General features: G+C 72.6%; 17 protein-coding genes and 1 pseudogene. 11 read left to right on the top strand and 7 right to left on the bottom strand.

Translation table 11 applies throughout. The features are described 5' to 3' along the window. Positions 1-551: 551 nt before the first annotated feature. The 5 genes from C4U44_RS26055 to C4U44_RS26035 are packed head-to-tail and all read left to right on the top strand — an operon-like array spanning position 552 to position 7,068. Positions 552-1,406, top strand: coding sequence for an ABC transporter permease (locus C4U44_RS26055; protein WP_103888446.1), 855 nt, complete (start codon positions 552-554; stop codon positions 1,404-1,406). Then, on the top strand, positions 1,403-2,290 hold the full coding sequence (locus tag C4U44_RS26050) for a carbohydrate ABC transporter permease (RefSeq protein WP_103888445.1): 888 nt from the start codon (positions 1,403-1,405) through the stop codon (positions 2,288-2,290). The genes C4U44_RS26055 and C4U44_RS26050 overlap by 4 nt, the downstream gene beginning before the upstream one ends. 42 nt (positions 2,291-2,332) lie before the next feature. Continuing rightward, entirely contained in the window at positions 2,333-3,985 is a 1,653-nt protein-coding gene (locus tag C4U44_RS26045; RefSeq protein WP_103888444.1) for an extracellular solute-binding protein, read from the top strand. 46 nt (positions 3,986-4,031) lie between these two features. Further along, positions 4,032-5,087 carry a LacI family DNA-binding transcriptional regulator gene (locus C4U44_RS26040; RefSeq protein ID WP_103888512.1) on the top strand — a complete coding sequence of 352 codons (1,056 nt, stop codon included), beginning with the start codon at positions 4,032-4,034 and terminating at the stop codon, positions 5,085-5,087. A 16-nt stretch (positions 5,088-5,103) separates the two neighbouring features. Further along, positions 5,104-7,068 (top strand): DUF2264 domain-containing protein, encoded by a 1,965-nt coding sequence (locus C4U44_RS26035; RefSeq protein WP_103888443.1) that lies wholly within the window; start codon positions 5,104-5,106, stop codon positions 7,066-7,068. Positions 7,069-7,170: 102 nt separating this feature from the next. Here C4U44_RS26035 and C4U44_RS26030 read toward each other — a convergent pair whose 3' ends face one another. Then, positions 7,171-10,179: a beta-galactosidase gene (locus C4U44_RS26030; RefSeq protein ID WP_103888442.1), complete on the bottom strand. Its 3,009-nt coding sequence runs from the start codon at positions 10,177-10,179 to the stop codon at positions 7,171-7,173. Between the two features lie 607 nt (positions 10,180-10,786). Here C4U44_RS26030 and C4U44_RS26025 point away from each other — a divergent pair. After that, positions 10,787-11,368, top strand: a complete 582-nt coding sequence (locus C4U44_RS26025) for a cysteine hydrolase family protein (protein ID WP_103888441.1) — start codon at positions 10,787-10,789, stop codon at positions 11,366-11,368. A gap of 99 nt (positions 11,369-11,467) precedes the next feature. Here C4U44_RS26025 and C4U44_RS26020 read toward each other — a convergent pair whose 3' ends face one another. The 5 genes from C4U44_RS26020 to C4U44_RS26000 form a co-directional block, all read right to left on the bottom strand. Continuing rightward, complete coding sequence (locus C4U44_RS26020; RefSeq protein ID WP_103888440.1) at positions 11,468-12,040, bottom strand: YbhB/YbcL family Raf kinase inhibitor-like protein; 573 nt, start codon at positions 12,038-12,040, stop codon at positions 11,468-11,470. After that, positions 12,037-12,606, bottom strand: a complete 570-nt coding sequence (locus C4U44_RS26015; protein WP_103888439.1) for an isochorismatase family cysteine hydrolase — start codon at positions 12,604-12,606, stop codon at positions 12,037-12,039. Before C4U44_RS26015 ends, C4U44_RS26020 begins: the two co-directional genes overlap by 4 nt. 92 nt (positions 12,607-12,698) lie before the next feature. Then, on the bottom strand, positions 12,699-14,435 hold the full coding sequence (locus C4U44_RS26010; protein WP_103888438.1) for an MFS transporter: 1,737 nt from the start codon (positions 14,433-14,435) through the stop codon (positions 12,699-12,701). Positions 14,436-14,465: 30 nt separating this feature from the next. Further along, a complete protein-coding gene (locus C4U44_RS26005) occupies positions 14,466-14,906 on the bottom strand; it encodes a MarR family winged helix-turn-helix transcriptional regulator (protein ID WP_103888437.1) in 441 nt (146 codons plus the stop codon). 353 nt (positions 14,907-15,259) lie between these two features. After that, positions 15,260-16,123 (bottom strand): LysR family transcriptional regulator, encoded by an 864-nt coding sequence (locus C4U44_RS26000; RefSeq protein WP_103888436.1) that lies wholly within the window; start codon positions 16,121-16,123, stop codon positions 15,260-15,262. A gap of 101 nt (positions 16,124-16,224) precedes the next feature. Between C4U44_RS26000 and C4U44_RS25995 the strand changes: the two genes are divergently transcribed. Both C4U44_RS25995 and C4U44_RS41005 read left to right on the top strand, forming a co-directional pair. Beyond that, positions 16,225-17,091, top strand: a complete 867-nt coding sequence (locus tag C4U44_RS25995) for an aldo/keto reductase family oxidoreductase (protein WP_407642890.1) — start codon at positions 16,225-16,227, stop codon at positions 17,089-17,091. A 257-nt stretch (positions 17,092-17,348) separates the two neighbouring features. Further along, positions 17,349-17,642 carry a DUF4240 domain-containing protein gene (locus tag C4U44_RS41005; protein WP_107503995.1) on the top strand — a complete coding sequence of 98 codons (294 nt, stop codon included), beginning with the start codon at positions 17,349-17,351 and terminating at the stop codon, positions 17,640-17,642. A gap of 73 nt (positions 17,643-17,715) precedes the next feature. Here the strand turns inward: C4U44_RS41005 and C4U44_RS25990 are convergent, their stop codons facing one another. Beyond that, positions 17,716-18,522 (bottom strand): SMI1/KNR4 family protein, encoded by an 807-nt coding sequence (locus tag C4U44_RS25990; RefSeq protein WP_103888434.1) that lies wholly within the window; start codon positions 18,520-18,522, stop codon positions 17,716-17,718. Between the two features lie 626 nt (positions 18,523-19,148). On the opposite strand from C4U44_RS25990, the pseudogene C4U44_RS25985 reads away from it, so the two are divergent. The 3 genes and pseudogenes from C4U44_RS25985 to C4U44_RS25975 all read left to right on the top strand — a co-directional run. Then, positions 19,149-20,256, top strand: a pseudogene (locus C4U44_RS25985) (arabinofuranosidase catalytic domain-containing protein); the annotation flags it as partial. 132 nt (positions 20,257-20,388) lie between these two features. Next, complete coding sequence (locus C4U44_RS25980) at positions 20,389-21,003, top strand: dihydrofolate reductase family protein (RefSeq protein WP_103888432.1); 615 nt, start codon at positions 20,389-20,391, stop codon at positions 21,001-21,003. Positions 21,004-21,128: 125 nt separating this feature from the next. Beyond that, a complete protein-coding gene (locus tag C4U44_RS25975) occupies positions 21,129-21,806 on the top strand; it encodes an HAD family hydrolase (RefSeq protein ID WP_103888431.1) in 678 nt (225 codons plus the stop codon). The last annotated feature ends 99 nt before the right edge of the window (positions 21,807-21,905 follow it).

Here is a 21,905-nt window from a genome sequence, read left to right as displayed (position 1 = left end):
GCGGAGCGGGCCTGCGTCCGACAGAGCCCGGTCGATGAATCGTTCTAAAGCCCGCGCGGAACCGTGTCAAGGGATCGCGCAGAGTCCGCGAATCCGCCACGACATATGGCCCGCACGGACGCACTGCTCTCACGGAGTCCCTGAACTGCGCTTATTCCGCGTCCAGTTGGCGCGGAGGGACGATGGATCCGGATCCGGACACACAGGCGGCGCCGGCCGCTCCTCGCCTCCGACCCGCTGCGGGCGGTGATTCTCGGCCGCGTGACCGCATCGAGGTGAACCGATTCATCGTCAAACCAGCAGAATCCCGGCGCATCGCACCCCAACTCACGCTTCGCGATGCCGAGTTGCGTCGGATCCGTTGACTCACGGCGTGGAAACGTTTTAACTACCGCTCACCCAGCACCCGATGGTGAGGAGGCGCCGTGGCGGCGCTGATGCGGGAGATCCCTGGAGAGACGCCGGTAGCGGACCGTCGCGGCCGACGTCCAGGGCCTCCGAGCAGAAGAAAAGGTTTTCATCGACGGCGCAGTTGGACGCTGTTCCTGCTGATGGTGCCGGGCCTGGCCTACTTCCTGGTCTTCCAGTACGGCGCGCTGATCGTCAACGTCGTCGCGTTCAAGGACTACGTGCCGTTCGCCGGCCTGTGGGGCAGCCCGTGGACCGGACTCGGCAACTTCCAGCAGCTCTTCCAGGACAGCGCGTTCTGGCACGCGGCGTTCAACACCGCCTGGATCGCACTGCTCCAGCTGGTCTTCTACTTCCCGGTCCCGCTGGCCCTCGCGCTGCTGCTGCACAGCCTGACGTGGAGCACGGTGCGGCGGTTCGTGCAGTCGGTGGTCTACCTGCCGCACTTCATCTCGTGGGTCATCGTGGTGGCGATGTTCCAGCAGGTACTGGGCGGCACCGGCATGCTCAACGGGTACCTCGGCGACGCCGGCCTGCACACGGTCGACATCATCGGGAACCCCGACGCGTTCAAGCCGCTCCTCATCGCCCAGGTGATCTGGAAGGACACCGGCTGGGGCACCATCATCTTCCTCGCCGCGCTGTCCCAGGTCGACGAGCAGCAGTACGAGGCCGCCGCGATCGACGGGGCCGGGCCCTGGCGGCGCTTCTGGCACGTCACGCTGCCGGCCATCCGCCCGGTGGTCGTCCTGCTGCTCATCATGCGCCTGGGCGACATCCTCTCCGTGGGCTTCGAGCAGATGCTGCTTCAGCGCGACGCGGTCGGCCCGCAGGCCGCGGAGGTCATCGACACGTTCGTCTACTACAAGGGCATCGTCGGGGGCGACTACGGACTGGCCGTCGCCGCGGGCCTGTTCAAGGGCGTGGTCGGCGCGGTGCTCGTCTACACCGCCAACAAGATCGCGCACCGGCTCGGCGAGCAGGGGGTGTACCGGTGAGCGCCTCCGTACGGCCCGGCTGGATGGAGAAGCCGAAGCCCGTCACCCAGTCCGCCAAGGCCGTGGCCCTGGTCACCGTCGTCGCGCTGGTGTGCGTGCCCTTCCTCGTCGTCGTGTCCACCTCGCTGGCCTCGCAGCGGGAGGTGGTGGCGAACGGCGGCTGGGTGCTGTGGCCGCAGCACCCCACGCTGCGGGCCTACCACGACATCCTCCAGGGCGGCATCGTCACCCACGCCCTCGGCGTCAGTCTCGGCGTCACCCTGGTGGGGACCCTGCTGAGCCTGCTCTGCACGGTGACGCTCGCCTACGCGCTGGCCCGCCCGCGGGTGGCCGGTGGCAGGCCGGTGCTGCTGCTGATCCTGTTCACCTTCCTCTTCCCGCCCGGCATGATCCCCAGCTTCCTGCTGGTCAAGAACCTGGGCCTGCTCAACAGTTACTCCTCGCTGATCCTCCCGCTGCTGGTCAACGTCTTCAACCTGATCGTGCTGCGCGGCTTCTTCCAGGGGATTCCGGAGGAACTGTACGAGGCGGCGCGGCTCGACGGCGCCGGCGACCTGCGGGTGCTGTGGTCGATCGTGCTGCCGCTGTCCAAGGCAGCCCTGGCCGTGGTCGGCCTGTTCTACGCGGTGTCGTACTGGAACTCCTGGTTCTACGCCTCGCTCTACCTCAACAGCGACCACTGGCCGCTGCAACAGGTGCTGCGCACCTACGTCGTGGCCGGCACCGGCCTGACCGACACCACGCTGGGCGACGGCGCTGTGAACGCGCCGCAGACGATCCAGATGGCCGTCGTGGTCCTCGCCACGGTGCCGATCCTGCTCGCTTACCCCTTCCTCCAGAAGTACTTCACCAAGGGCGTACTCACCGGCGCCATCAAGAGCTGACGCCCCTGTCCCGGCCGCACTCCCTCGAAAGGCCATCCGCTCATGTCCAGAATGTCCCGGCGCACACTGCTGCGCTCCCTCGCCGCGACCGGTGCCGCGGCCTCCGTTCCCGGGCTGCTCTCTGCCTGCACCTCCTCCTCGGCGGCCGGCGGCAACGTGTCCAACGCGGGGAAGAAGCTCGCTCCCTGGCCCACCTACCACGCTGCCTCCGGACCGGCTCCGGATCTGGCGCCGACCGGCGCGGGCGTGCAGGCCGGCTTCACCTCCTACCCCTCGCACCTCGTCGGCTCGGTCTCCCACACCCCGGGCGACGGCAGCACGATCAAGGTCATGTCCGTCACCTTCGGCACGCCGCCGAAGCCCGAGGCGGGCAACCAGTACTGGAAGGCCGTCGAGAAGGCCCTCGGCGTCAAGATCGAGTACACCGTCATCCCGACCGACGACTACCAGACGAAGATGGCCACGGTCATGGCCGGCGACCCCGGTTCGCTCCCGGACGTCATCAACATGTTCTCCGGCTTCGTCCTGCCGCGCGAGGCGCAGTTCGTCCAGGTCAGGGCGCAGGACCTGACCCCGTACCTGTCCGGCGCCGCCGTCGCGGACTATCCGAACCTGGCCGGCATCCCCACCCAGGCGTGGCAGGACATGGGCCGCATCGGCGGCCGGATCCACGGCATCCCGCTGGAGCGGCCGATCCCGGGTTCGACGCTGTGGCTCAACCAGGGCGACTTCACCGCCGCCGGCATGCACGACGGCTGGACCGCGCAGGACTTCACCGCCGTCGCGAGGAAGGCGACCCACGGCAAGAAGTACGCACTCGGGTCCGCGAAGGGCTCCGACTTCAACAACAACGTGCACTCCGCGGCGCACAACGCGCCGCAGGGCTGGGCCGTGGACGGCAAGGGCGCCTTCCACCCCGGCTACACCGACGAGCGCTTCAAGGCGGCGGTCGCCTACCAGGCGCAGCTGCGCAAGGCCGGTTACTACCACCCCGACTCCACGTCGCTGTCCACCGCGGACGCCTACACGCTGCTGCTGAACGGGACGATCGGCTCGCTGCAGAACGGCTTCGGCAACTACACGGCCCTGTACCCCGATTCCAAGGGCCTGCTGACGCCGGCGCCCGCGCTGCCGTACGCGGTCGACGGGACGCCCGGCGGCGTCGTCGCGGCCCGCAGGTCCTTCGGGTACACGATCCTCAAGAAGGCCCCCAAGGAGCGCATCCAGTTGCTGCTGCGCGTCCTGGACTACCTGGCCGCGCCGTTCGGCACCAAGGAGTACGAGCTGACCCACTTCGGCGTGGAGGGCGTGCACTTCACCCGCGGGACGGACGGCTCGCCGCAGACCACCGAGCTCGGGCAGGTCGAGAACATCACCAACCTGCCCTTCCGCTACCTGGCCGAGGGCCCCCAGGTGCTCTTCGTCCCGGGCTTCCCCGAGGCGACGCGGACCCTGCACGCCTGGCAGCAGAAGGTGGTGCCGGTCGCCATCCGCGACGCCTCGTTCGGGCTGCAGTCCGCCACCTTCAACGCCCAGGGCACCACCCTCAAGGCCGACATGGACGACACCATCACCTCCGTCATCGCCGGGCGCGCGTCGCTGTCCGCGCTGGACGGCGCCATCAGCAAGTGGCGCTCCGGCGGCGGCGACAGAATGGCCGAGGAGTACGCCAAGGAACACGCCGCGAACACGTGAGGCGGTGATGGCGTACACGGCAACGGGGCTGGAGAACAGGAGCGACATGGCGGCGAATCGGCGGGTCACCATCCGGGACGTGGCGGAGCGGGCGGGTGTGTCCGTGGCCACCGCGTCCCGGGTGCTCAGCGGCAACTACGCGGTGCCGCAGGCGACCCGGACGCGAGTGCTGCGTGCCGCGCAGGCCCTCGACTACGTGGCGAACGCCCACGCCCGCGCGCTGGTCGGCGGCGGCCGCAAGATGGTCGCCGTCCTGGTGCGCCAGGTCACCAGCCCCTTCTACGCGCACGTCGCCGAGGGGGTGGAGGCGGAGGCCGCCGCCCACGGCTGGCTGTGCCTGGTCGGCACGACCGGCGGCGAGCCGCAGCGCGAGCTGGAGTTCGTCCAGCTCATGCGGGAGGAGGGCGCCCGCCTGGTGATCCTGGTCGGCGGTGTCGTCGAGGACGACACCTACCGCGGGCGCGTCGCGCAGTACGCGCAGGCCCTGAACGCCTCCGGCGCCCGGCTCGTGCTGTGCGGGCGTCCGGCGCCCGGCCCCGACATCCCCGCCCTGGTGGTCGAGTTCGACAACGAGGCGGGCGCCCGCGCCATCACCGGCCACCTGCTGTCCGCCGGCCACCGGAGGATCGTCTTCCTCGGCGGCCTCCCGGGCAACACCGCCCTGGACGCCCGGGTCGCCGGCTACCGGGCCGCGCTGGCCGAGCACCGGCTGCCCCCCGAGGCCGCGCACGTCATCGACTCCGGCCTGGGCCGGGAGGGCGGCGAGCGCGCGATGGCCGAACTCCTCAAGCGCCGACGGGACTTCACCGCCGTGTTCGCCGGGGACGACATGGTCGCCGCCGGCGCCCTGCGCGCCATCGCCGACGCGGGCCTGCGCGTCCCGGACGACATCTCCGTCGTCGGCTACAACGACATCCCCCTGGCGGCGGACTTCAACCCGCCGCTGACCACGGTCCGCACCCCCGCGGAGGAGCTGGGCCGTGAGGCCGTGCGCATCGCCCTGCGCACGCCGCAGGACTCCCCGAGCAGCCGTCACGTGCTCGGCACTCACATCGTCGTACGCGAAAGCGTCGCCGCGCCCCCACCGGAGCGCACCCCATGAAAGGGCCCGAACCGGCATGACCGCGCCGAACCTCCTGGCCGATTCCCCGCAGCAACCCCCCGACGACCCCGAGTTGTCGCCGTACACCGGCTACACCCGGGCCCACTGGGAGGCCGCCGCCGACCGCATGCTGGACGCGCTGCTGCCCTACGCCTCACCCGGCAGGGCCCAGTACCGGCTGCCGGGGCGGACCAGCCACTCCGGCCACCGGTCGGACGGACTCGAGGGCTACGCCCGGTCCTTCACGCTGGCCGCCTGCCGCATCGCCGGGGCCCGCGGCCGGGACGAACCCGGCAGCACCCGCATCCGCGACCTCGTCGACCGCTACGCCGCCGGGCTCGCCGCGGGAACCGACCCCGCCGACCCCGAGCACTGGCCCCCCATCACCGACCGCGCGCAGTCCATGGTCGAGGCCGCGGCCATCGCCATCGCCCTGCACGAGACGCGGCCGTGGCTCTGGGACACCCTCCCCGACCCGGTGCGCCAGCGCGTCGCCGGCTGGCTCGGCGGTTTCGTGGGCGCCCGGCCCAACGACTCCAACTGGCGCCTGTTCCAGGTCGTCACCGAGGAGTTCCTGGCCTCGATCGGCGCACCGCACCGCCGCGAGGAGATCGACGCGGGCCTGTCCCGGCTGGACGACTGGTATCGCGGGGACGGCTGGTACACCGACGGCGACGGGCAGAAGTTCGACTACTACAACGCCTGGACCCTGCACCTCTATCCGGTGCTGTGGGCCCGCATCGCCGGGCCCCGCGCGGACGGCATGCTGGTGGCCACCCATCGCGAGCGGCTGCGGCGCTTCCTGTCCACGCACCAGTACTTCTTCGGCGCCGACGGCGCGCCCATCCACCAGGGCCGCTCCCTCACCTACCGTTTCGCGGCGGCCGCCCCGCTGTGGGCGGGTGTCCTCGCGGACGCCACCCCGCTGCCGCCGGGCCGGACCCGCCGGCTGGCGTCGGGCACCCTCCGGCACTTCGCCGAGCGCGGCGTGCCCGACGACGAGGGACTGCTACGGCTGGGCTGGTATCGGCCCTACCTGCCGGTCACCCAGGCGTACTCCGGGCCCGCGTCGCCCTACTGGGCCAACAAGGCGTTCCTCGGCCTGCTGCTGCCCCCCGACCACCCGGTGTGGACCGCGCGGGAGGAGCCCAGCCCGGTCGACACCGCGGACCGCCACCTGGCGCTGCCCGGGCCGGGTTGGCTGCTGCACTCCACGGCGTCGGACGGCATCGTCCGCCTGGTCAACCACGGCAGCGACCACCAGTCGCCCACCTCCCCCGCCCTGGACGACCCGCACTACACCCGCTTCGCCTACTCCACCGCCACCGCGCCGGAGACACCGCCCGGCGGCGAACTCCCGGGCCCGGACAACCAGATCGCGCTGCTCGACGTGCCCGGCCCCTCGGTCCGCGGCCGCATCCACCGCCTCTTCGCGGAGGGCCGGCGCGCCGCGTCCTGGCACACCCGCCCGGCCACGGGAGGGGGCGGGTACGCGCGGATCACGACCGCCAGCGTCGCCCACGGCCCCTGGGAGGTGCGCATCCACCGGGTCGAGGCACCCGCGGGCGCCCGGGTCCGCGAAGGCGGGTGGGCGGTGGCCGACGACCGCGCCGTCCCCGTCGCGGAGAGCGGCACCGGATGGGCCGTCGCGCACCGCCAGGACGGCCTGACCAGCGCCCTGGTGGCGCTGCTCGGCTGGGAGGAGGCCGACGCCTCCTGCCGCAGCGCGGTGGCCTCGGCCCGCGGCCACAACGCCTACGGCCAGCACTCGGCGACCCCGCTGCTCACCGCCCGCCACCCCGGCGGGATCCGGATCCTGGCGAGCCTCGTCGTCCTGACCGCCGACCCGTCGGTGGCACGGGACCGCGCGGCCCTGCGTACGGGCACGCGCGCCACCCTCACCGCCGACGGCGCCGTCCGGGTCGTCTTCCCCGACGGCACCGCCGAGGAGATCCGGGTGACCGGGGGGTCGCCCATGTGACGGCCGGCCCCGTCGCGCCGGCCGGTCCGCCACCCCGCTCCCGGTGGAGCGCCCGACCCCTTCACTGGGGTCGGGCGCTCCACCGGGAGTTCTGCCGTGCGGTCAGGACCGGTGGTCCTTGCCGGCCGGCCGGTAGCCCGGGGACGCGACGTCCTCCACCGGGGTGCCGCCGGCGGCGGCGCCGAGGAGGGTGAGCGCCGGCAGCGCCGGGCCGGCCGGTCCGCTGCCGTCGCTGAGCACCGCCAGCGCCAGGGTGTTCGCGCCCCGGGTGCGCAGGATGCCGTTGGGCAGGACGAAGGTGTGCTGCGGGCCGACGTCGTTGGCGTACTGGCCGATGTTCCAGCCGTTGAGGAAGATCTGCACGCGGTACGCCCGGGCGGGGTCGTCGGTGAACGTCAGGCCGATCGAGGCGTCGGTCCCCGGGTCGACGGCGAGGGTGAACCCGCTGCGGTACCAGGCCACGCCCTGCCGGGTGTCGGTGTACGGCAGCGTGACCGCGGCCCAGTCGCGGTCGGGGAAGCCCGGCAGGTGCCAGCCCGCGCGCTCCCCGTACAGGCCGCCGGTGTTGAGCGGACCGCGCGCGGTGTCGTCCCCGGTGGCGCCCTGGATGCGCCAGGTCAGCGGCGCGCCGTCCAGCGTCGCGGCGGTCAGGCCCCGGGCGGACTTGAAGCCGTCGTTGGCGCCGCCGTCCTCGTCGTGCGCCATGCGGCGGACGAGCAGGGCCAGGGTGTGCGGCCCGTCGCCGCGCAGATCCTCCGGCACGCCGAACTGCGCGGTGGCGGACCAGGTTCCGGTCGTCGCCTGCGCAAGGGTGGGGACCGGCATGCGGTGGGTGCCCAGGGGGCGGCCGTCCCACCAGGCCATCAGCAGCCCGAGGGTACCGGTCTGGTAGGACAGGACGATGTCCTCGGCCGTCGCGGCGTCGGCCACCTCGGCCCGGTACCACACGTCGCCGTAGTGGAAGCCGTAGTCGTCCGCGAACAGGACGGCCGGCTGCCCGGCCGGGAGCGCGGTGGTGCTGTGACTGGTCGTCAGGTCGCAGGTGCGCCAGGCGCTGTCGTCGAACCGCGGGTCCGATTCCGGGTTCTCCGCGGCGTACCGCCAGCCCTTCAGGACCGGGAGCGGCACGGCGCCGGGCCCGGGCAGCGGCTTGCGGGCCAGGAGGCTGCCGTCGCGCGTCGCGGACACCGCGACGCCCTTGCCGTTCCACTCCACCGCGGCGATGGGCCCGTCCGACCACACCCGCAGGTCGCTCGGCGCGGTGGTGTCGCCGGTGAGGTGCACGCTGCGGCCGGTGACGCGGACGCCGCGCACCAGGGCGGGGCCGCTGACGAGCACGGAGCCGGCGTCGGTGTCGCGCGGCCACAGCGTGGCCGCGGCGGCGTCGTCGGCGAGGACGACCACGAGGGGGGTCGCGTAGCCGCCGCCGTCGAGCCGGACCACCGTGAGCCCGTCGAGCACGGCGTTGATCCGCAGGGTGCCGGCGGCCGTGTCGTACGCCGTGTCGGCGGCGCCGGACGTGACGCTGACGCGGGGCGCGGACTGGCTGAGCAGCACGATCTCCACCGGGTCACCGGGCCGGCCGGTGAACACCGCGATGTCCTGGGCGTCGCCGGAGGCCCGCCACATCGGCTGCGCGGTCGCGTAGAGCAGCGCCCGTCTCCCCAGCGAGAGGTTGGTGGCGAGCATGGTGCCGTCCTTGGCGCTCACCTTGAGCCCGCCGGCCGCGGCCGGGACGGTGAGCGGGCCGGCCGCCGTGTCGACCGGCAGCGTGCAGAAGGCGTCCTTCGTGGTGTCGTTGCGCAGCAGGTACAGGTGCGAGCCGCGGTCGGAGTTGGACAGGTGGTAGACGTGCACCGACGTGCTGCTCGCGGCCGTGTCCGCCGCCCGGTCGAGTTCGGCGAGGTCGGGGAACGCCGAGAGCAGCGACCCGATCTGCTTCATCGGGGTGACCTTGTCGGTCAGGTTGCGGGCCTCGTCGATCGCCGCCCCGTAGTCGTAGGAGGTGTAGACGACGGGGGCGGGCAGCCAGCCCCACGAGGTGCCGCCGAACGTCATGTAGACGTTGTGGATCCTGATGCCGTTGGCGAGGTTCGTCAGGTAGAACCGCCGCTCGTAGGCCGCGTTGCGGGCGGCCCGGGAGCCGGCGTACCCCTGGCCGGCGAACTCCGCGCCGCCCCAGCAGTCGAACCAGCCGCCGCCGAACTCCGCCATGAAACCGGGGGTGTCGGGGCTGGCGGTGGAGCCGCCCGTGGCGCCGCCGGTGCCGAAGACGCCCCAGTCCGGCGGGTTCCCGCTGGCCGAGGGGTAGCCGTCGAACGCGTACAGGTACCGGCCGGTCTCCCCGCCGGTGTCGAAACTGCCCGGGACCCAGTAGCCGTTGCGGCCCTTGTCGTTGTGGAACAGCGGCACCTCGATGCCGTCCGACCGCACCTTCGCGTACAGGTGCGCCATGTAGTCCTTGCCCGTCGCGCTGGTGACGAACGAGGCGTACTCGTTCTCCAGCTGGTAGAGCACGACGGTGCCGCCGCCCCCGCTGTACTGGCGCGGGGCGACCTCCGCGTTCAGCGCGGTGAGCCACTCGTCGGCGTACCCCAGGTAGGTGGGGTCGTTGGTGCGGGCGCGGCCGGTGGTCGCCGTCAGCCAGCCCGGGTAACCGCCCGCGTCCGTCTCGCCGTTGATGTACGGCCCCGGCCGTACGATCACGTACAGCCCCTCCTCGGCGGCCATGTCCAGGAAGCGCCCGATGTCGCGCACGCCGGTGAAGTCGTAGGTGCCCGGCGCGGGCGAGTGGTAGTTCCAACTGGCGTAGATCGACACCGCGTTGTAGCCGCTCGCGGCCAGCTTCTGCAGGATGTCCCGCCACAGCGACGGGCTCGGCAGCCGGAACGGGTGGACCTCACCGGACCACAGGGGCACCCGCTCACCGTCGACGATCAGGGAGTACCGGTCGAAGGTGACGGTGTGGGTCGCGCCGGACGGCCCGGCCTGCGGGCGGACGGCCGGGGACACGGCGGAGCCGGGGGTGGCGGCTCCGGCACTGTGCGGCAGGGCCAGCGAGGCGGTCGCCGCCCCGGTGAGCGCCGCGAACGTACGGCGGGACAGGGACACAGGCTCTCCTTGGTGGATAGCTGGGAGTGGCTGATGCGTGACCCGGGCGGACCGGTGCGCGGCGATGCCGCGGGCGCTCGGGAGTTCGCGCCGCCGAACCATTGGAAAGGTTTTCACGCATGCGTCTCCCCTCCCGGGATCGTCACGTATCGGACTGCTTCAGGGATGCACGGACCTCCGACGGACGGACTTCCGGTCCGTGGGCGAGGGAGGGCCGTGGCAACACGGTTCAACGGAGTGGCAACTGAACAGAAATCAGCAAACAAGAACGTGAACGAACGCCAGGGCGCCGCAATCCCGAAAGAAATCACACACCGATTGCCTCGTCAATACTCCTCGCAGGCCCGCAGCCAACTCCACAGGATCGGAACCGGGTTGAACGGTTCATCGGGTGGAGGTCTCCGAAGGTGGGCCCTGCGCCGAAGGGCCGCCACCAGGGAGTTCACGATCCCGTCCTTGGTTGAATCGTTTTGGCCAACCGGGCGTCGATCAGGGGACCCGAGACGGAAACGGCGCGCGGACGGGGGCGCGGGGACTCCATACTCGACCGTGTTCAACAGGGGTTCGCAGGGTTCGCAGGTTTCCAGTGGTACGGAGGAGGTCGGACATGGCCGGCAGCGCGCTGCTCGTGATGGACGTCCAGCGGGACGTCGTGGACATCGTCGGCGTCGCCGACAGCGCCGGCAGCGGGGCGGGCTACCTCCCGCGGCTGCGGCGAGCGATCGACGGCGCCCGCGCGGCGGGGGTTCCGGTGATCTACGTGGTGATGCGGTTGCCGGCGGGCGACCCGCGGGCCAGTGCCCGCAGCAAGGTCATGGCCACCGTGGTGCGGGCCGGCCTGTTCGCCGAGGGGGCGCCCGGCACCGAGATCCACCCCGACGTCGCGCCGGAGCCCGGCGAGGTGGTGGTGGCTAAGCGCAGGGCGAGCGCGTTCTCGGGCAGTGACCTCGACCTGGTGCTCAGGGCGCGCGACATCGACCACCTCGTGCTCGCCGGCATCGCCACCAGCGCGGTGGTGCTGTCCACCGCGTGCCGCGCGATCGACCTCGACCTCGGGCTCACCGTCCTCGCGGACGCGTGCCTCGACACCGACCCGGAACTCCACCGGGTGGTCACCGAGAACCTCTTCCCGCTGTGGGGGGACGTGCTCTCCGTCGACGCGTGGCTCGCCGCGATCGGCTCCCGGTAGCGCCCCGCTTCGGCAGCTGCGCCCGCCGGCCCTGCCCCGCCCTGCCCCGGCCTCGCTTCGAGCGCCGGGGCCGGGACGGGACCCGGGGTGCCGTGCGGGTCAGCGTTCGTAGACGCCGGTCAGCCGGCCGCGGGCGAGAACGGGTGCGGTGACGGCGGGCAGGAGGGTGCGCGGCCGCGCCCGGTCCACCGGTACCGTGCCGGCTGCTTCATCCAACGGCGCCCCGAGCGCGAACAGTTGGAAGACGTAGCGGTGCGGCCCGTGACCCTTGATCGGCCCGGGACCGTGGTAGCCGCGGCCGATGGTGGCGCGCAGCACCCGCACCCCGGCGGCGGGCCGCCGCGCGGCGAGGGCGCCTGCGCCGAGCTCGCCGGCGGCCGGGTCGATGAGGGCGACGCAGTGCACGGCGGGCTTGGCCATGGGGACGTCGATGTCCTCGACGACCAGCAGGAGTTGGACGGTGCCGGAGGGCGGCGCGGTCCAGGACAGCTGGGGCGAGAGGTTGTCGCCGCCGATGTTCTTCGCACCGGTCTCCCGCGGCATCGTCTCGCCATCGCCGAAGTGCGCGCTGGTGACGGCGAGTTGTTCGGGGCCCTGGAGGTTGGGCAGGTTCCAGGCCAGGTGGGTCGCGCCCGACCTGCGGTTGCGGAGGAGGCGGCCGAGCAGCGTCATCGGGTCGCCTCCACCATCGCGGCGACGTCGGCGGAGGTGGCGGTCTCGCCGAGCTTGGGGAAGACGTGCTCGACGCTGTGCCGGTGGGCGGCGGCGTCGGGATCGTCCATGGCGTCGGTGGCCAGCACCACGTGGTAGCCGTGGTCGGAGGCCGAGCGCGCGGTCGACTCGACGCCCGAGCTGGTGGAGATGCCGGCGAGCACGACCTGGGTGGCGCCCAGATCCCGCAGCAGGGTGTCGAGACCGGTGTCGTGGAACGCGCTGCGCCGCCGCTTGGTGATCAGGTGGTCGCCCGGCCGGACGTCGAGTTCGTCGACGAGGTCGGCCCAGCCGTCCGGCGGGATCGCTGCGCCACGGGACCGTACGGTCTCGGTGCGCCCGGGCGCGCGCCCGGTCACGTTGACCAGGATCACCGGCAGTTCGTGCCGCCGGAATTCGGCGGCCAGCCGGCTCGCCCGCGTGACGGCGCCGGCGAACGGGCCGCCGCCGTCCCCGGGTTGGACGATGCCCTTCTGCAGGTCGATGACGACCAGCGCGGGGGTGGGGTCGATCGCGGTCAGTGCCATGGTGGTGGTCTCTCCTGAGGTTGCCGGCCGGGTGCCGGCCGTACGGTGGGGTGGCCCGGCCGGCGGTGCACCCGTCCGGCCGCGCGTGGGGGTCAGCGACGGTCAGCGGCGGTGGCGGCCTCCCGCGGCGCCGCGGCCTTGGCGGCGGGCCGGGCCCCGCGCAGCAGGGACGCGATCGCGGCGAGGACCGCGAGGCTCGCGCCGAAGCCGAACACGATGACCAGGCCGGAGTGGAAGGGGCCGGCGATCAGGGACGGGAAGAACTCCCGCCCGGTCAGGGTCCGTTGCTGGGCGGCGGTCAGGTGGGCCAGCGCGCCGCTGGGCTGGAGCAGGTGCCGGACCGGGTTCACCCCCAACTGGGCGGCGAACAGCGACGAGACCGGGGGCAGGCCGCCGACCTGGGTGGCGACGTGGGCGGGTACGCCCTGCTGCCGCAGCCCTGCCGTGAGCGTGTGCGGGAGGCTGCCGGCCAGCCCGGCGATCATGAGGGAGAAGAACACCCCGATGGAGACCGCGGTGCCGGAGTTCTGGAAGGTGGCGCGCATGCCGGAGGCCACACCGCGCAGGGGCGCGGGCACGCTGCCCATGATCGACGAGGAGTTGGGCGACGCGAACATGCCGCTGGCGATGCCGTTGAGCGCGATCAGCACCGCGAAGATCCAGTAGCTGAAGTCGATCGGCAGCAGCATCAGCCCCACGAAGCTGGCGCCGAACAGCAGCGCGCCGCCGGTGGCCAGGCCCCGGGAGCCGAGCCGGTCGGACAGGTAGCCGGAGACCGGGCCGGCGGCGAGGAAGCCGGCGGTCAGCGGCAGCATGAAGATGCTGGCCCACAACGGGGTGTCGCTGTAGTCGTAGCCGTGCAGCGGGAGCCAGATGCCCTGCAGCCAGATGATGAGCACGAACTGCATCCCGCCCCGGCCGATCGAGATGGCCAGGCCCGCCAGGTTGCCGAAAGTGAAGGCCCGCAGGCGGAAGAGACCCAGCTGGATCATCGGCGCGGAGACCCGTCGCTCGATGGCGACGAACGCCGCCAGCAGGACGAGCCCGCCGGATATCAGCCCGTCGACCAGCGGATCGGTCCAGCCCATGGTGTGCCCGTGGTACGGCTGCAGGCCGAAGGTCACCGCGATCAGGACCGCGCTGAGGCCCACCGCGAAGGTGATGTTGCCCCACCAGTCGATCCGGCCGCCGCCGCGCTTCCCGGTCTCGCGCAGGGTGCGGTAGGCCCACAGCGTGAAGAACACGCCGACGGGGACGTTCACCCAGAACACCGCGCGCCAGTCCCAGGCGGACAGCAGTCCGCCGGCGACCAGGCCGATGAACATCCCGGCCAGCCCGGCGACCTGGTTGATGCCCAGAGCGAAGCCGCGCTGCTCCTCGGGGAAGGCGTCGGTCAGGATGGCGGCCGAGTTGGCGGTGAGCATCGAGCCGCCGACGGCCTGCACCACGCGCCAGGCGATCAGCCACATCGCTCCGTGGCCGCCGTCGAAGGGGTCGAAGGACAGCAGGATCGAGGCGAAGGTGAAGACCGCGAACCCGGAGTTGTAGATCCGGACCCGGCCGTACATGTCGCCCAGCCGGCCCACGGTGACCACCAGGACGGCCTGGACCAGCCGGTAGCCCATGATCATCCACAGCAGGTAGGCGATGTTGCCCGGGGCCAGCGGGTCCAGGTGCACGCCGCGGAAGACCGCCGGCAGGGCGATCAGCACGATGGAGCCGTCCAGCGCGGACATGAAGACCGCGGCGGTCGTGTTCGTCAGTGCCGTCCACTTGTAGCGGTCGGCGGGCGAGCGCCGCTCGGCGCGCACCTTCGGAGGGTCGGTCATCGGCTTGCTTCCCCCAGCGTTCGGTCGGTGTCAGATGTGCTGTGCCAGTCGCTCCAGCAGCGCGGCGGCCGCCGCGAGTTGCTCCAGCTCCTCCGGACTGAACGCGCCGCTGGTCAGGGCCTGGGCGACGAGTTCGACCCGCGCGTTGCGCTTGTCCTTCAGCGCCTGCCGCCCGGCGTCGGTCACCGTGAGCACCACGCGCCTGCGGTCGTCCGGGTCGGGGCGGCGGTCGACCAGGCCGCGGGAGCGCAGCGCGCCGAGGGTCGCCCCCATGGCCTGCGCGGTGATCTGCACCTCCCGGGCCAGCGCCGAGGAGGTGGTGGGACCCGAACGTTCCAGCTGCGACAGCGCGGTCCGCTCGGGCATCGTCAGCCCGCCGTCGACCGGTACGTGGCGCACCCGTCGCAGCAGCACGCTGAGGCTTGCCAGCAGGGCGGCGGAGACGGCACCGGGGTCGAGGTCATCGCTCATAATGATAAGGCTACTTTATCAAGCAGCCTTAGTACATTCCGGGGTCGGTGGTCCGCGGTCGGGGCGGCGCCATCGAGGGGCGACCGGGGCAGGCGGGAGTGGGGTGCGGCGGCGTGGGTGTGGGTACGGAGCCGCGGGGTCGGGGTGCGCGAGCCGCGGTGGAGACCGGGCGCGGAAGGGGCCGGGCGCAGGTGAAGCCGGGCGCAGGTGAAGCCGGGGACTCGCTCGATACGGATCCACCCGGGCGCGCACGGCACGGGATCACCCGGGAGCGCACACGGCACGGGATCACCCGGGAGCGCGCTCGGCACCGGATGACCCGGGGCGGCCGCGGACCCGATCGCGCCGCAGGATCACAGCCGGGTGGCCGTGCGGACCAGTTCCGCGAGGGCGAGGGAACGGCTGTGCGCGGGCCAGGCGATGTGGGTGACGACGGGCGGCGCGTCGCTCAGGGGCACGGCGGCGTGCTCGGCCCACAGCCAGGCGCGGGCGGACTCGGGGAAGACGGCCGCGGTACGGCCGAGGGCGATCAACTGGGCCAGCTGCCTCTGGTCGTGGATCTCGGGACCCGGACCGGGCGGGTAGGCGCCGTCGCGGGACCAGCGGGCGAGCGGAAGACCGGGGACGGCGCCGACCTCGGCCAGGGTCAGGGTCGCGCGCGCCGCCAGGGGATGCCCGGCGGGCAGGACGGCGATCTGCCCCTCCGTCATCAGCTCCTCGCCGTCGAACCCGGCCAGGGAGTTGAACGGCGCGTGCATCAGCGCCACGTCGGCGCGGCCGTCGCGCAGCATCTCCCCCTGCTCGCACGTGCCGCTCGGCAGCACCTCGACCTCGGCGGCGCCGGGCTCGGCCGCGTAGGCGTCGAGGAGTTTCTGCAGCAGCTCGTGGGAGGAGGCGGCCTTCACCGCGAGCACCAGCCGGTTGCGGGGGCGACCCGAACCGTCGGCGCCGCCGGCCCGGCGGGTGCGGCGGGCGGCGGCGGTCGTCGCGTCGAGGGCGGCGCGGCCCTCGTGCAGCAGCGTCTCCCCGGCGCCGGTCAGCGCGACACCGCGGCGGTTGCGCTCCAGCAGGCGAACGCCGAGCCGCCGTTCGAGCTGCTGGATCGCCCGGGACAGCGGCGGCTGCGCCATGCCGAGGCGTTCGGCGGCCCGGCCGAAGTGCAGTTCCTCGGCCACGGCGACGAAGTACCTCAGCTCGCGGGACTCCAACGTGTCCATGACCCGAGCGTACCTCGGTGATACCCACCGGGTATGACAGGGCACCGAGTCGGTGTTGGAGCGCCGCACGTCCGCGAGCGAGCATCGACGGCATGAACGACATGAACGCACCCGCACTGCCCGGCGGCACCTGGAACCTGGGCGACCTGACCGTCACCCGCTTCGGTTACGGCGCCATGCAACTCGCCGGCCCCGGCGTCATGGGCCCGCCCGCCGACCACGACGGCGCGCTCGCCGTCCTGCGCGAGGCGGCCGCCCTCGGTATCACCCACATCGACACCGCCGGCGCGTACGGTCCCCGCGTCACCAACCGGCTGATCCGCGAGGCGCTGCACCCCTATCCCGCCTCGCTGCACCTCGTGACCAAGGTCGGCGCGGTCCGCGACGCGCAGGGCGGCTGGCCCCCCGCCCGGCGACCCGAGGACCTGCGCCGCGCCGTCCAGGAGAACCTGGCGGACCTCGGCCTCGACACGCTCGACCTGGTCAACCTCCGGCTGGGCGACGCCCTGGGCCCCAGGCCCGGCTCGCTCGCCGAACCCTTCGAGACCCTCGCCGAACTCCAGCGGCAGGGCCTGATCCGGCACCTCGGCGTGAGCAACGCGACGGAGGAGCAGGTCGCCGAGGCGCAGGCGATCGCACCGATCGTGTGCGTGCAGAACATGTACAACCTCGCGCACCGCCGCGACGACGAGCTGATCGACGACCTCGCCGGCCAGGGCATCGCCTACGTGCCCTTCTTCCCGCTCGGCGGGTTCACCCCGCTGCAGTCCGCGGAGCTGTCCGCCGTGGCCGTCCGGCTGGACGCGACACCGATGGCGGTCGCCCTGGCCTGGCTGCTGCGGCGCTCGCCGAACATCCTGCTCATCCCCGGCACTTCCTCGGTGGCGCACCTGCGCGACAACGTCACGGGCGCGGGACTCCGCCTCGGCGACGAGGAACTCGCCGAGCTGGACCGGATCGGCCGCTGAGCGTCGCGTGCGGCTCGACGTGCCGACCGGGTGAAGCCTGCGCCCGCCGTCCATCAGCCCGCCGCCCTGCGCGTACGGCGGGGCGGCGGGGGGCCTTCACCGGTCACGAGCGGAGCGGTCGCGCCGTGATCAGAAGTACTCGGGCAGCTCGGTCGCCAGCGCGCGCCGGATCCGCTGCCGCACCGGGGTCTCGGCATCCGGTGCCTCGAACGCGAGACCGGTGACCCGCTCGAACAGGTCGACGTAACGGAGAGGGACTGTCGGGCGATGCGTTCCTGTACACCCGAGCCGCGGTCGTCGCGGCTGGCCGTGAGGAGTACGAGAACGTACGTCAGGACCCCGTACGTTTCATGCCGTTCGTCAGCGACCTCGTCTGGGCCGAGGCACTGCTCTGTGTACCCGACAGAGCCTACGAGTACCTCACCGGCGACGAGTGGGAGCGCAGCACCCAATACAGCTACGAGTCGTTCTCGAACAAAGCCGGCTGGTCAGATGTACAGCCGCCGACAGCACCACTGCCTCACCATGGGAAAAGACGTCTCAATATCTGACGCGCGAAGGCACAGCGGTGCCCGACCCGGCATCACGCTGCTACGGGGACGGACCGCGGCCGCTCCCGCCGGATCAGTCCTCGACCTCCTCACCCGCGAACCAGTGGGTCTCGGAGAAGCGGGCCATCGAGTACCGGTGGTGCGGGTCGACCAGGACGCGGCAGACGAACGCGGCGGCGCCGTAGGGGAAAGAGGTGTCGACGTTGTCGAAGGAGCGGACCACGACGGGCCAGCGGTCCGGATCGTCGCCGTCCAAGCGCCAGCCGTACAGGTCCTCGTGCTCCGTGCTCGCCCAGATCAGCAGGCCGTCCTCCCGCAGAGAGGTCCACGGCTCCGCGTTCAGGTCCAGCCAGCCGTCGAAGGCACCCCGGCCGAACGTTCCGACCATCCGCTTGTAGTCGTCCGGCAGCGGGGTGCCCAGGCGCGTCTCGATCTCCGCCCAGTCCGGGTCCGGCCGCCGCTCGGGGCGCTCCCACCCGGTGACCCGCACGAGCCGGGCCATCCAGTCGACGTCCTCCGGGGCCTGCCCCGGAGCGACCGCCAGGACCTCCGGGAGTGCCCTGGGGGTGGCCGTCAGTACCGCCCGCTCCACCCCCTCACCGTCCAGCGCCGAGCCCGCACCGATCCACCGGGCGCCGTCCGCCCAGGCCCGTATCGTCACGGCCCGTCCGGCGAAGGGGGCGAGAAGCGCGGCACCCTTGGAGTCGTCCACCGTCGGATCGGTGGCGCCGTTCAGGACGAGGGTCCGGGGCGCTCCGTACCTCCCGGCGAGCAGTTCGGTCAGCTCATGCCGGCCCACCTCGCCGGGCAGATACACCGGTGCGTCCCCCGGACCGAGGTGCGCGAGCAGGTCGTCGAGGGCCGCCTGGGTGAGTTCCATGGCCGCCAGTGAAGCGCACCGCACCGACAACCGCCTTGGCGTCGCGCCCGGTGAGAGCGGCGGCCGGCCCACTTTCCTTGCGGGGCAAGGACGTTGGCGTCCGAAGATGGCGAGCGGATTTCCGATCGGTGGCGTCACGCCTCTTGTGAGCGGGCTGTGGGGTGTGCCAGCCTCGAATGCGGCAACGGTCCCGCGTTCGGGCGTTGCCTGTCCCCGGAATCGCGCGCGTCATCTTACGGCGCAGATTGTGAGCGCTAACAAAACAGCCTCGGCATCACCCCCCACATCTGCCAGGAGCACCTCGTGCCAGTCGTCGAATCGTGCGTGCGGCGGGCCCCTCCCCACCACGCCCCCCGCTCCGTATAACCGGCGGTCCTCGCCCGGTCCGCTGGTGGCGCCCGCCCTGACCGCTCTGCCCGCTCGCGCCGCCGGGCCGGGCCCACGCTGCGAGTTGCGCACCCACCTGCCGCGCGCCCCGATGTGAGCGCTATCAAGAAGCCGAGGCGTCCTCACGCGTCTGGTGGCTTCCGCACGCCCTCCCCCCCACGGCCGCGGCTTCGACGCCAACGGCCCCTCCCCGACCGGCCGGGCGCCGCTCGGCACCACCCCCCACCCAAGGAGGACCCATGTCCCCATCCGCAGCACCCCCGCTCCGCCGCCGGCTCAGGAGGTGGGCGCTCTCCACCGCCGGTGCGGCCGTCCTCGTCGCCGGGGCGACGATCGGCGGCGCGCAGAGTTCGCAGGCGGCCGGCTCCCTGCCCTGCGACCTGTACGCCTCCGGCGGGACCCCGTGCGTGGCCGCGCACAGCACCACCCGCGCGCTGTACTCCTCCTACACCGGGTCGCTCTACCAGGTCCGCCGCTCGTCGGACAACACGTACCTGAGCATCCACCCGGTCGCCGCCGGCGGCTACGCCAACGCCGCGGCGCAGGACTCGTTCTGCGCCGGCACCACGTGCGTCATCACCCGGATCTACGACCAGTCCGGGCGGGGCAACGACCTGGTCCAGGCCCCGGCTGGGGGCGCCGCCGGCGGTCCGGACAACCTCGCGAACGCCACCGCGGCCCCCACCACCCTGGCCGGCCACAAGGTCTACGGCGTCTACGTGGCACCCGGCACCGGATACCGCGACGACAGCACCTCCGGCATCGCGACCGGCGACAACGCCGAGGGTATGTACGCCGTCCTGGACGGCACCCACTACAACGGCGGTTGCTGCTTCGACTACGGCAACGCCGAGACCAGCAACAACGACACCGGCAACGGCCACATGGAAGCCATCTACTTCGGCAACATCAAGGTGTGGGGCTACGGTTCGGGCAGCGGCCCCTGGATCATGGCGGATCTGGAGAACGGCCTGTTCTCCGGGGTCAACCAGCACCTGAACTCCGGTGACCCGAGCATCAGTTACCGGTACACCACCGCCGTCGTGAAGGGCCAGCCCAACCACTGGGCGATCCGCGGCGGCAACGCCCAGTCCGGCGGCCTGTCCACCTTCTACAACGGCGTGCGGCCCAACGTCTCCGGCTACAACCCGATGCACAAGGAGGGCGCGATCATCCTCGGCATCGGCGGCGACAACAGCAAGGGGGCCCAAGGCACCTTCTACGAGGGCGTGATGACCTCCGGCTACCCCTCGGACGCCACGGAGAACGCCGTCCAGAGCAACATCACCGCCACCGGCTACGGCAAGTAGCCCCACGCGGTCGGGAGCCCCACTCCCGGGCACCCGGTCGGTGCGCCGCGCTCGTCCGGCGCGCACCGACCGGGGAGCGTCCCGCCGCAACCCGGCCGTGCGGTCACCGGGGGTTCACCGGTGCGCGCGGGAGCGATGACTTCGGGCGGCGATTCCGGTCTGCCCCGGCATGACTCGAATCATCGCGGACATCTCCGTCTCCCTGGACGGCTTCGTCACCGGGCCCGGCGCGGGCCCCGACAGCGGGCTGGGCGCCGGCGGCGAGGCGCTGCACACCTGGGCGTTCTCCGACGACCCCGACGACCGCCGGATCCTGCGCGAGGCGACCGCCCGCTCGGGCGCCGTCGTCCTCGGCCGGCATCTGTTCGACGTCGTCGACGGGCCGCACGGCTGGGACGACGCGACCGGCTACGGCGCCCGGGAGGTGGGCAGGCCCGCGTTCGTCGTCGTCACGAGTGCGCCGCCGGAGTCGATGCGGCTCACCGGCCTGGACTGGACCTTCGTCACCACCGGGCTGCCCGACGCCGTCGCCGCCGCGCGCGCACGCGCCGAGGCGGCGTCCTCCGCCGGCGGCAAGGATCTCGACGTGGTGCTCATGGGCGGCGGGGCCACGATCGGCACCGCACTCGACGCCGGCCTGGTGGACGAGTTGTCGCTGCACCTCGCACCCGTCGTCCTCGGCTCCGGCACACCGCTGTTCACCGGCGGCGTCCGGCGCACCCTGGTGCAGCGGACGGTCGTCCCGACCTCGACCGCGACCCACCTGACCTACGACGTCCGCTGATCGGCAGTGCCCTCCCCCGGCCCCGTTCCCGCCGGGCAGCGCCGGCCGGCGGCACCGTTTCCGCACGCCGAGCGGCGACGACGGACCGTTCGGGCGACGCGCCTTCGGGCTGGTTGACTGGGCAGGTGCAAACAGACGCGATCGTGTTCGACTTCGACGGCCTGCTCATGGACACCGAGACCACGCTCCTGGAGTGCTGGCGGTACGAGTGGCGGCAGCACGGGCTCGAACTCGATCCGGCCACGTTCTTCGCGGATCACGGCGGCGACGTGACCGCCGAGCACTACCGGCGGCTCGCGGCGGCCGTCGGCCCCGGGTTCGACCGGGACGCCAGCCACGCCCGCCGACTGGCCTACCGCGAAACGCTCCACACCGGCCTGGGACTTCGCGACGGCATCGACGCGTGGCTGGCGCAGGCGGCGAGCGCCGGCCTGCGCTGCGCGGTGGCCAGCAGTTCCGCCGAGGAGTGGGTGACCGGCATGCTGGCGCGCGTCGACCGCCTCGACGCGTTCGCGGTCCTCGCCTTCGGGAACGAGGTGCGCTCCCCCAAGCCCGCTCCCGATGTCTACCGGCTCGCACTCGAACGGCTCGGGCTCGAACCGGCACGGGCGGTCGCGGTCGAGGACACACCGCACGGCGTGGCCGCCGCGCAGGCCGCGGGGCTCGCGTGCATCGCCGTCCCGAACCCCTTCGCCGACCCCGCGCGCTTCGCCTCGGCGGACCTCGTCCTCGGCAGCGCCGCCGACCTCACCCTGCGGGCCGCCCTCGCCGCGGTCGGTGCCACCGCGGTGGGCACGGTCTGACGCCTTCGCCGCCGCGGCCTGCCACGAAATCCCAGGTCACAGTTGCTTCGGGTGGCGGTCCGACGCACGAGGCGCACCACCTGGGCGTGACCCGCCGGT

The organism is Actinacidiphila yanglinensis, assembly GCF_900107965.1.
Taxonomy (GTDB): domain Bacteria; phylum Actinomycetota; class Actinomycetes; order Streptomycetales; family Streptomycetaceae; genus Actinacidiphila; species Actinacidiphila yanglinensis.
Note: the sequence above shows the minus strand (reverse complement) of the source record. Positions and strands in the feature narration are given on the sequence as shown.

What these genes read in the sequence shown, in the direction of transcription:
- C4U44_RS26035 (WP_103888443.1), top strand. Translation starts at nt 5,104, where the DNA reads ATGACCGCGCCGAACCTCCTGGCCGATTCCCCGCAGCAACCCCCCGAC.
- C4U44_RS25995 (WP_407642890.1), top strand. Translation starts at nt 16,225, where the DNA reads ATGAACGCACCCGCACTGCCCGGCGGCACCTGGAACCTGGGCGACCTG.
- C4U44_RS26020 (WP_103888440.1), bottom strand. Translation starts at nt 12,040, where the DNA reads ATGACGCTGCTCGGCCGCCTCCTCCGCAACCGCAGGTCGGGCGCGACC.
- C4U44_RS26005 (WP_103888437.1), bottom strand. Translation starts at nt 14,906, where the DNA reads ATGAGCGATGACCTCGACCCCGGTGCCGTCTCCGCCGCCCTGCTGGCA.
- C4U44_RS26015 (WP_103888439.1), bottom strand. Translation starts at nt 12,606, where the DNA reads ATGGCACTGACCGCGATCGACCCCACCCCCGCGCTGGTCGTCATCGAC.
- C4U44_RS25980 (WP_103888432.1), top strand. Translation starts at nt 20,389, where the DNA reads ATGACTCGAATCATCGCGGACATCTCCGTCTCCCTGGACGGCTTCGTC.
- C4U44_RS26000 (WP_103888436.1), bottom strand. Translation starts at nt 16,123, where the DNA reads ATGGACACGTTGGAGTCCCGCGAGCTGAGGTACTTCGTCGCCGTGGCC.
- C4U44_RS26025 (WP_103888441.1), top strand. Translation starts at nt 10,787, where the DNA reads ATGGCCGGCAGCGCGCTGCTCGTGATGGACGTCCAGCGGGACGTCGTG.
- C4U44_RS26040 (WP_103888512.1), top strand. Translation starts at nt 4,032, where the DNA reads ATGGCGGCGAATCGGCGGGTCACCATCCGGGACGTGGCGGAGCGGGCG.
- C4U44_RS25990 (WP_103888434.1), bottom strand. Translation starts at nt 18,522, where the DNA reads ATGGAACTCACCCAGGCGGCCCTCGACGACCTGCTCGCGCACCTCGGT.
- C4U44_RS26045 (WP_103888444.1), top strand. Translation starts at nt 2,333, where the DNA reads ATGTCCAGAATGTCCCGGCGCACACTGCTGCGCTCCCTCGCCGCGACC.
- C4U44_RS26010 (WP_103888438.1), bottom strand. Translation starts at nt 14,435, where the DNA reads ATGACCGACCCTCCGAAGGTGCGCGCCGAGCGGCGCTCGCCCGCCGAC.
- C4U44_RS26055 (WP_103888446.1), top strand. Translation starts at nt 552, where the DNA reads ATGGTGCCGGGCCTGGCCTACTTCCTGGTCTTCCAGTACGGCGCGCTG.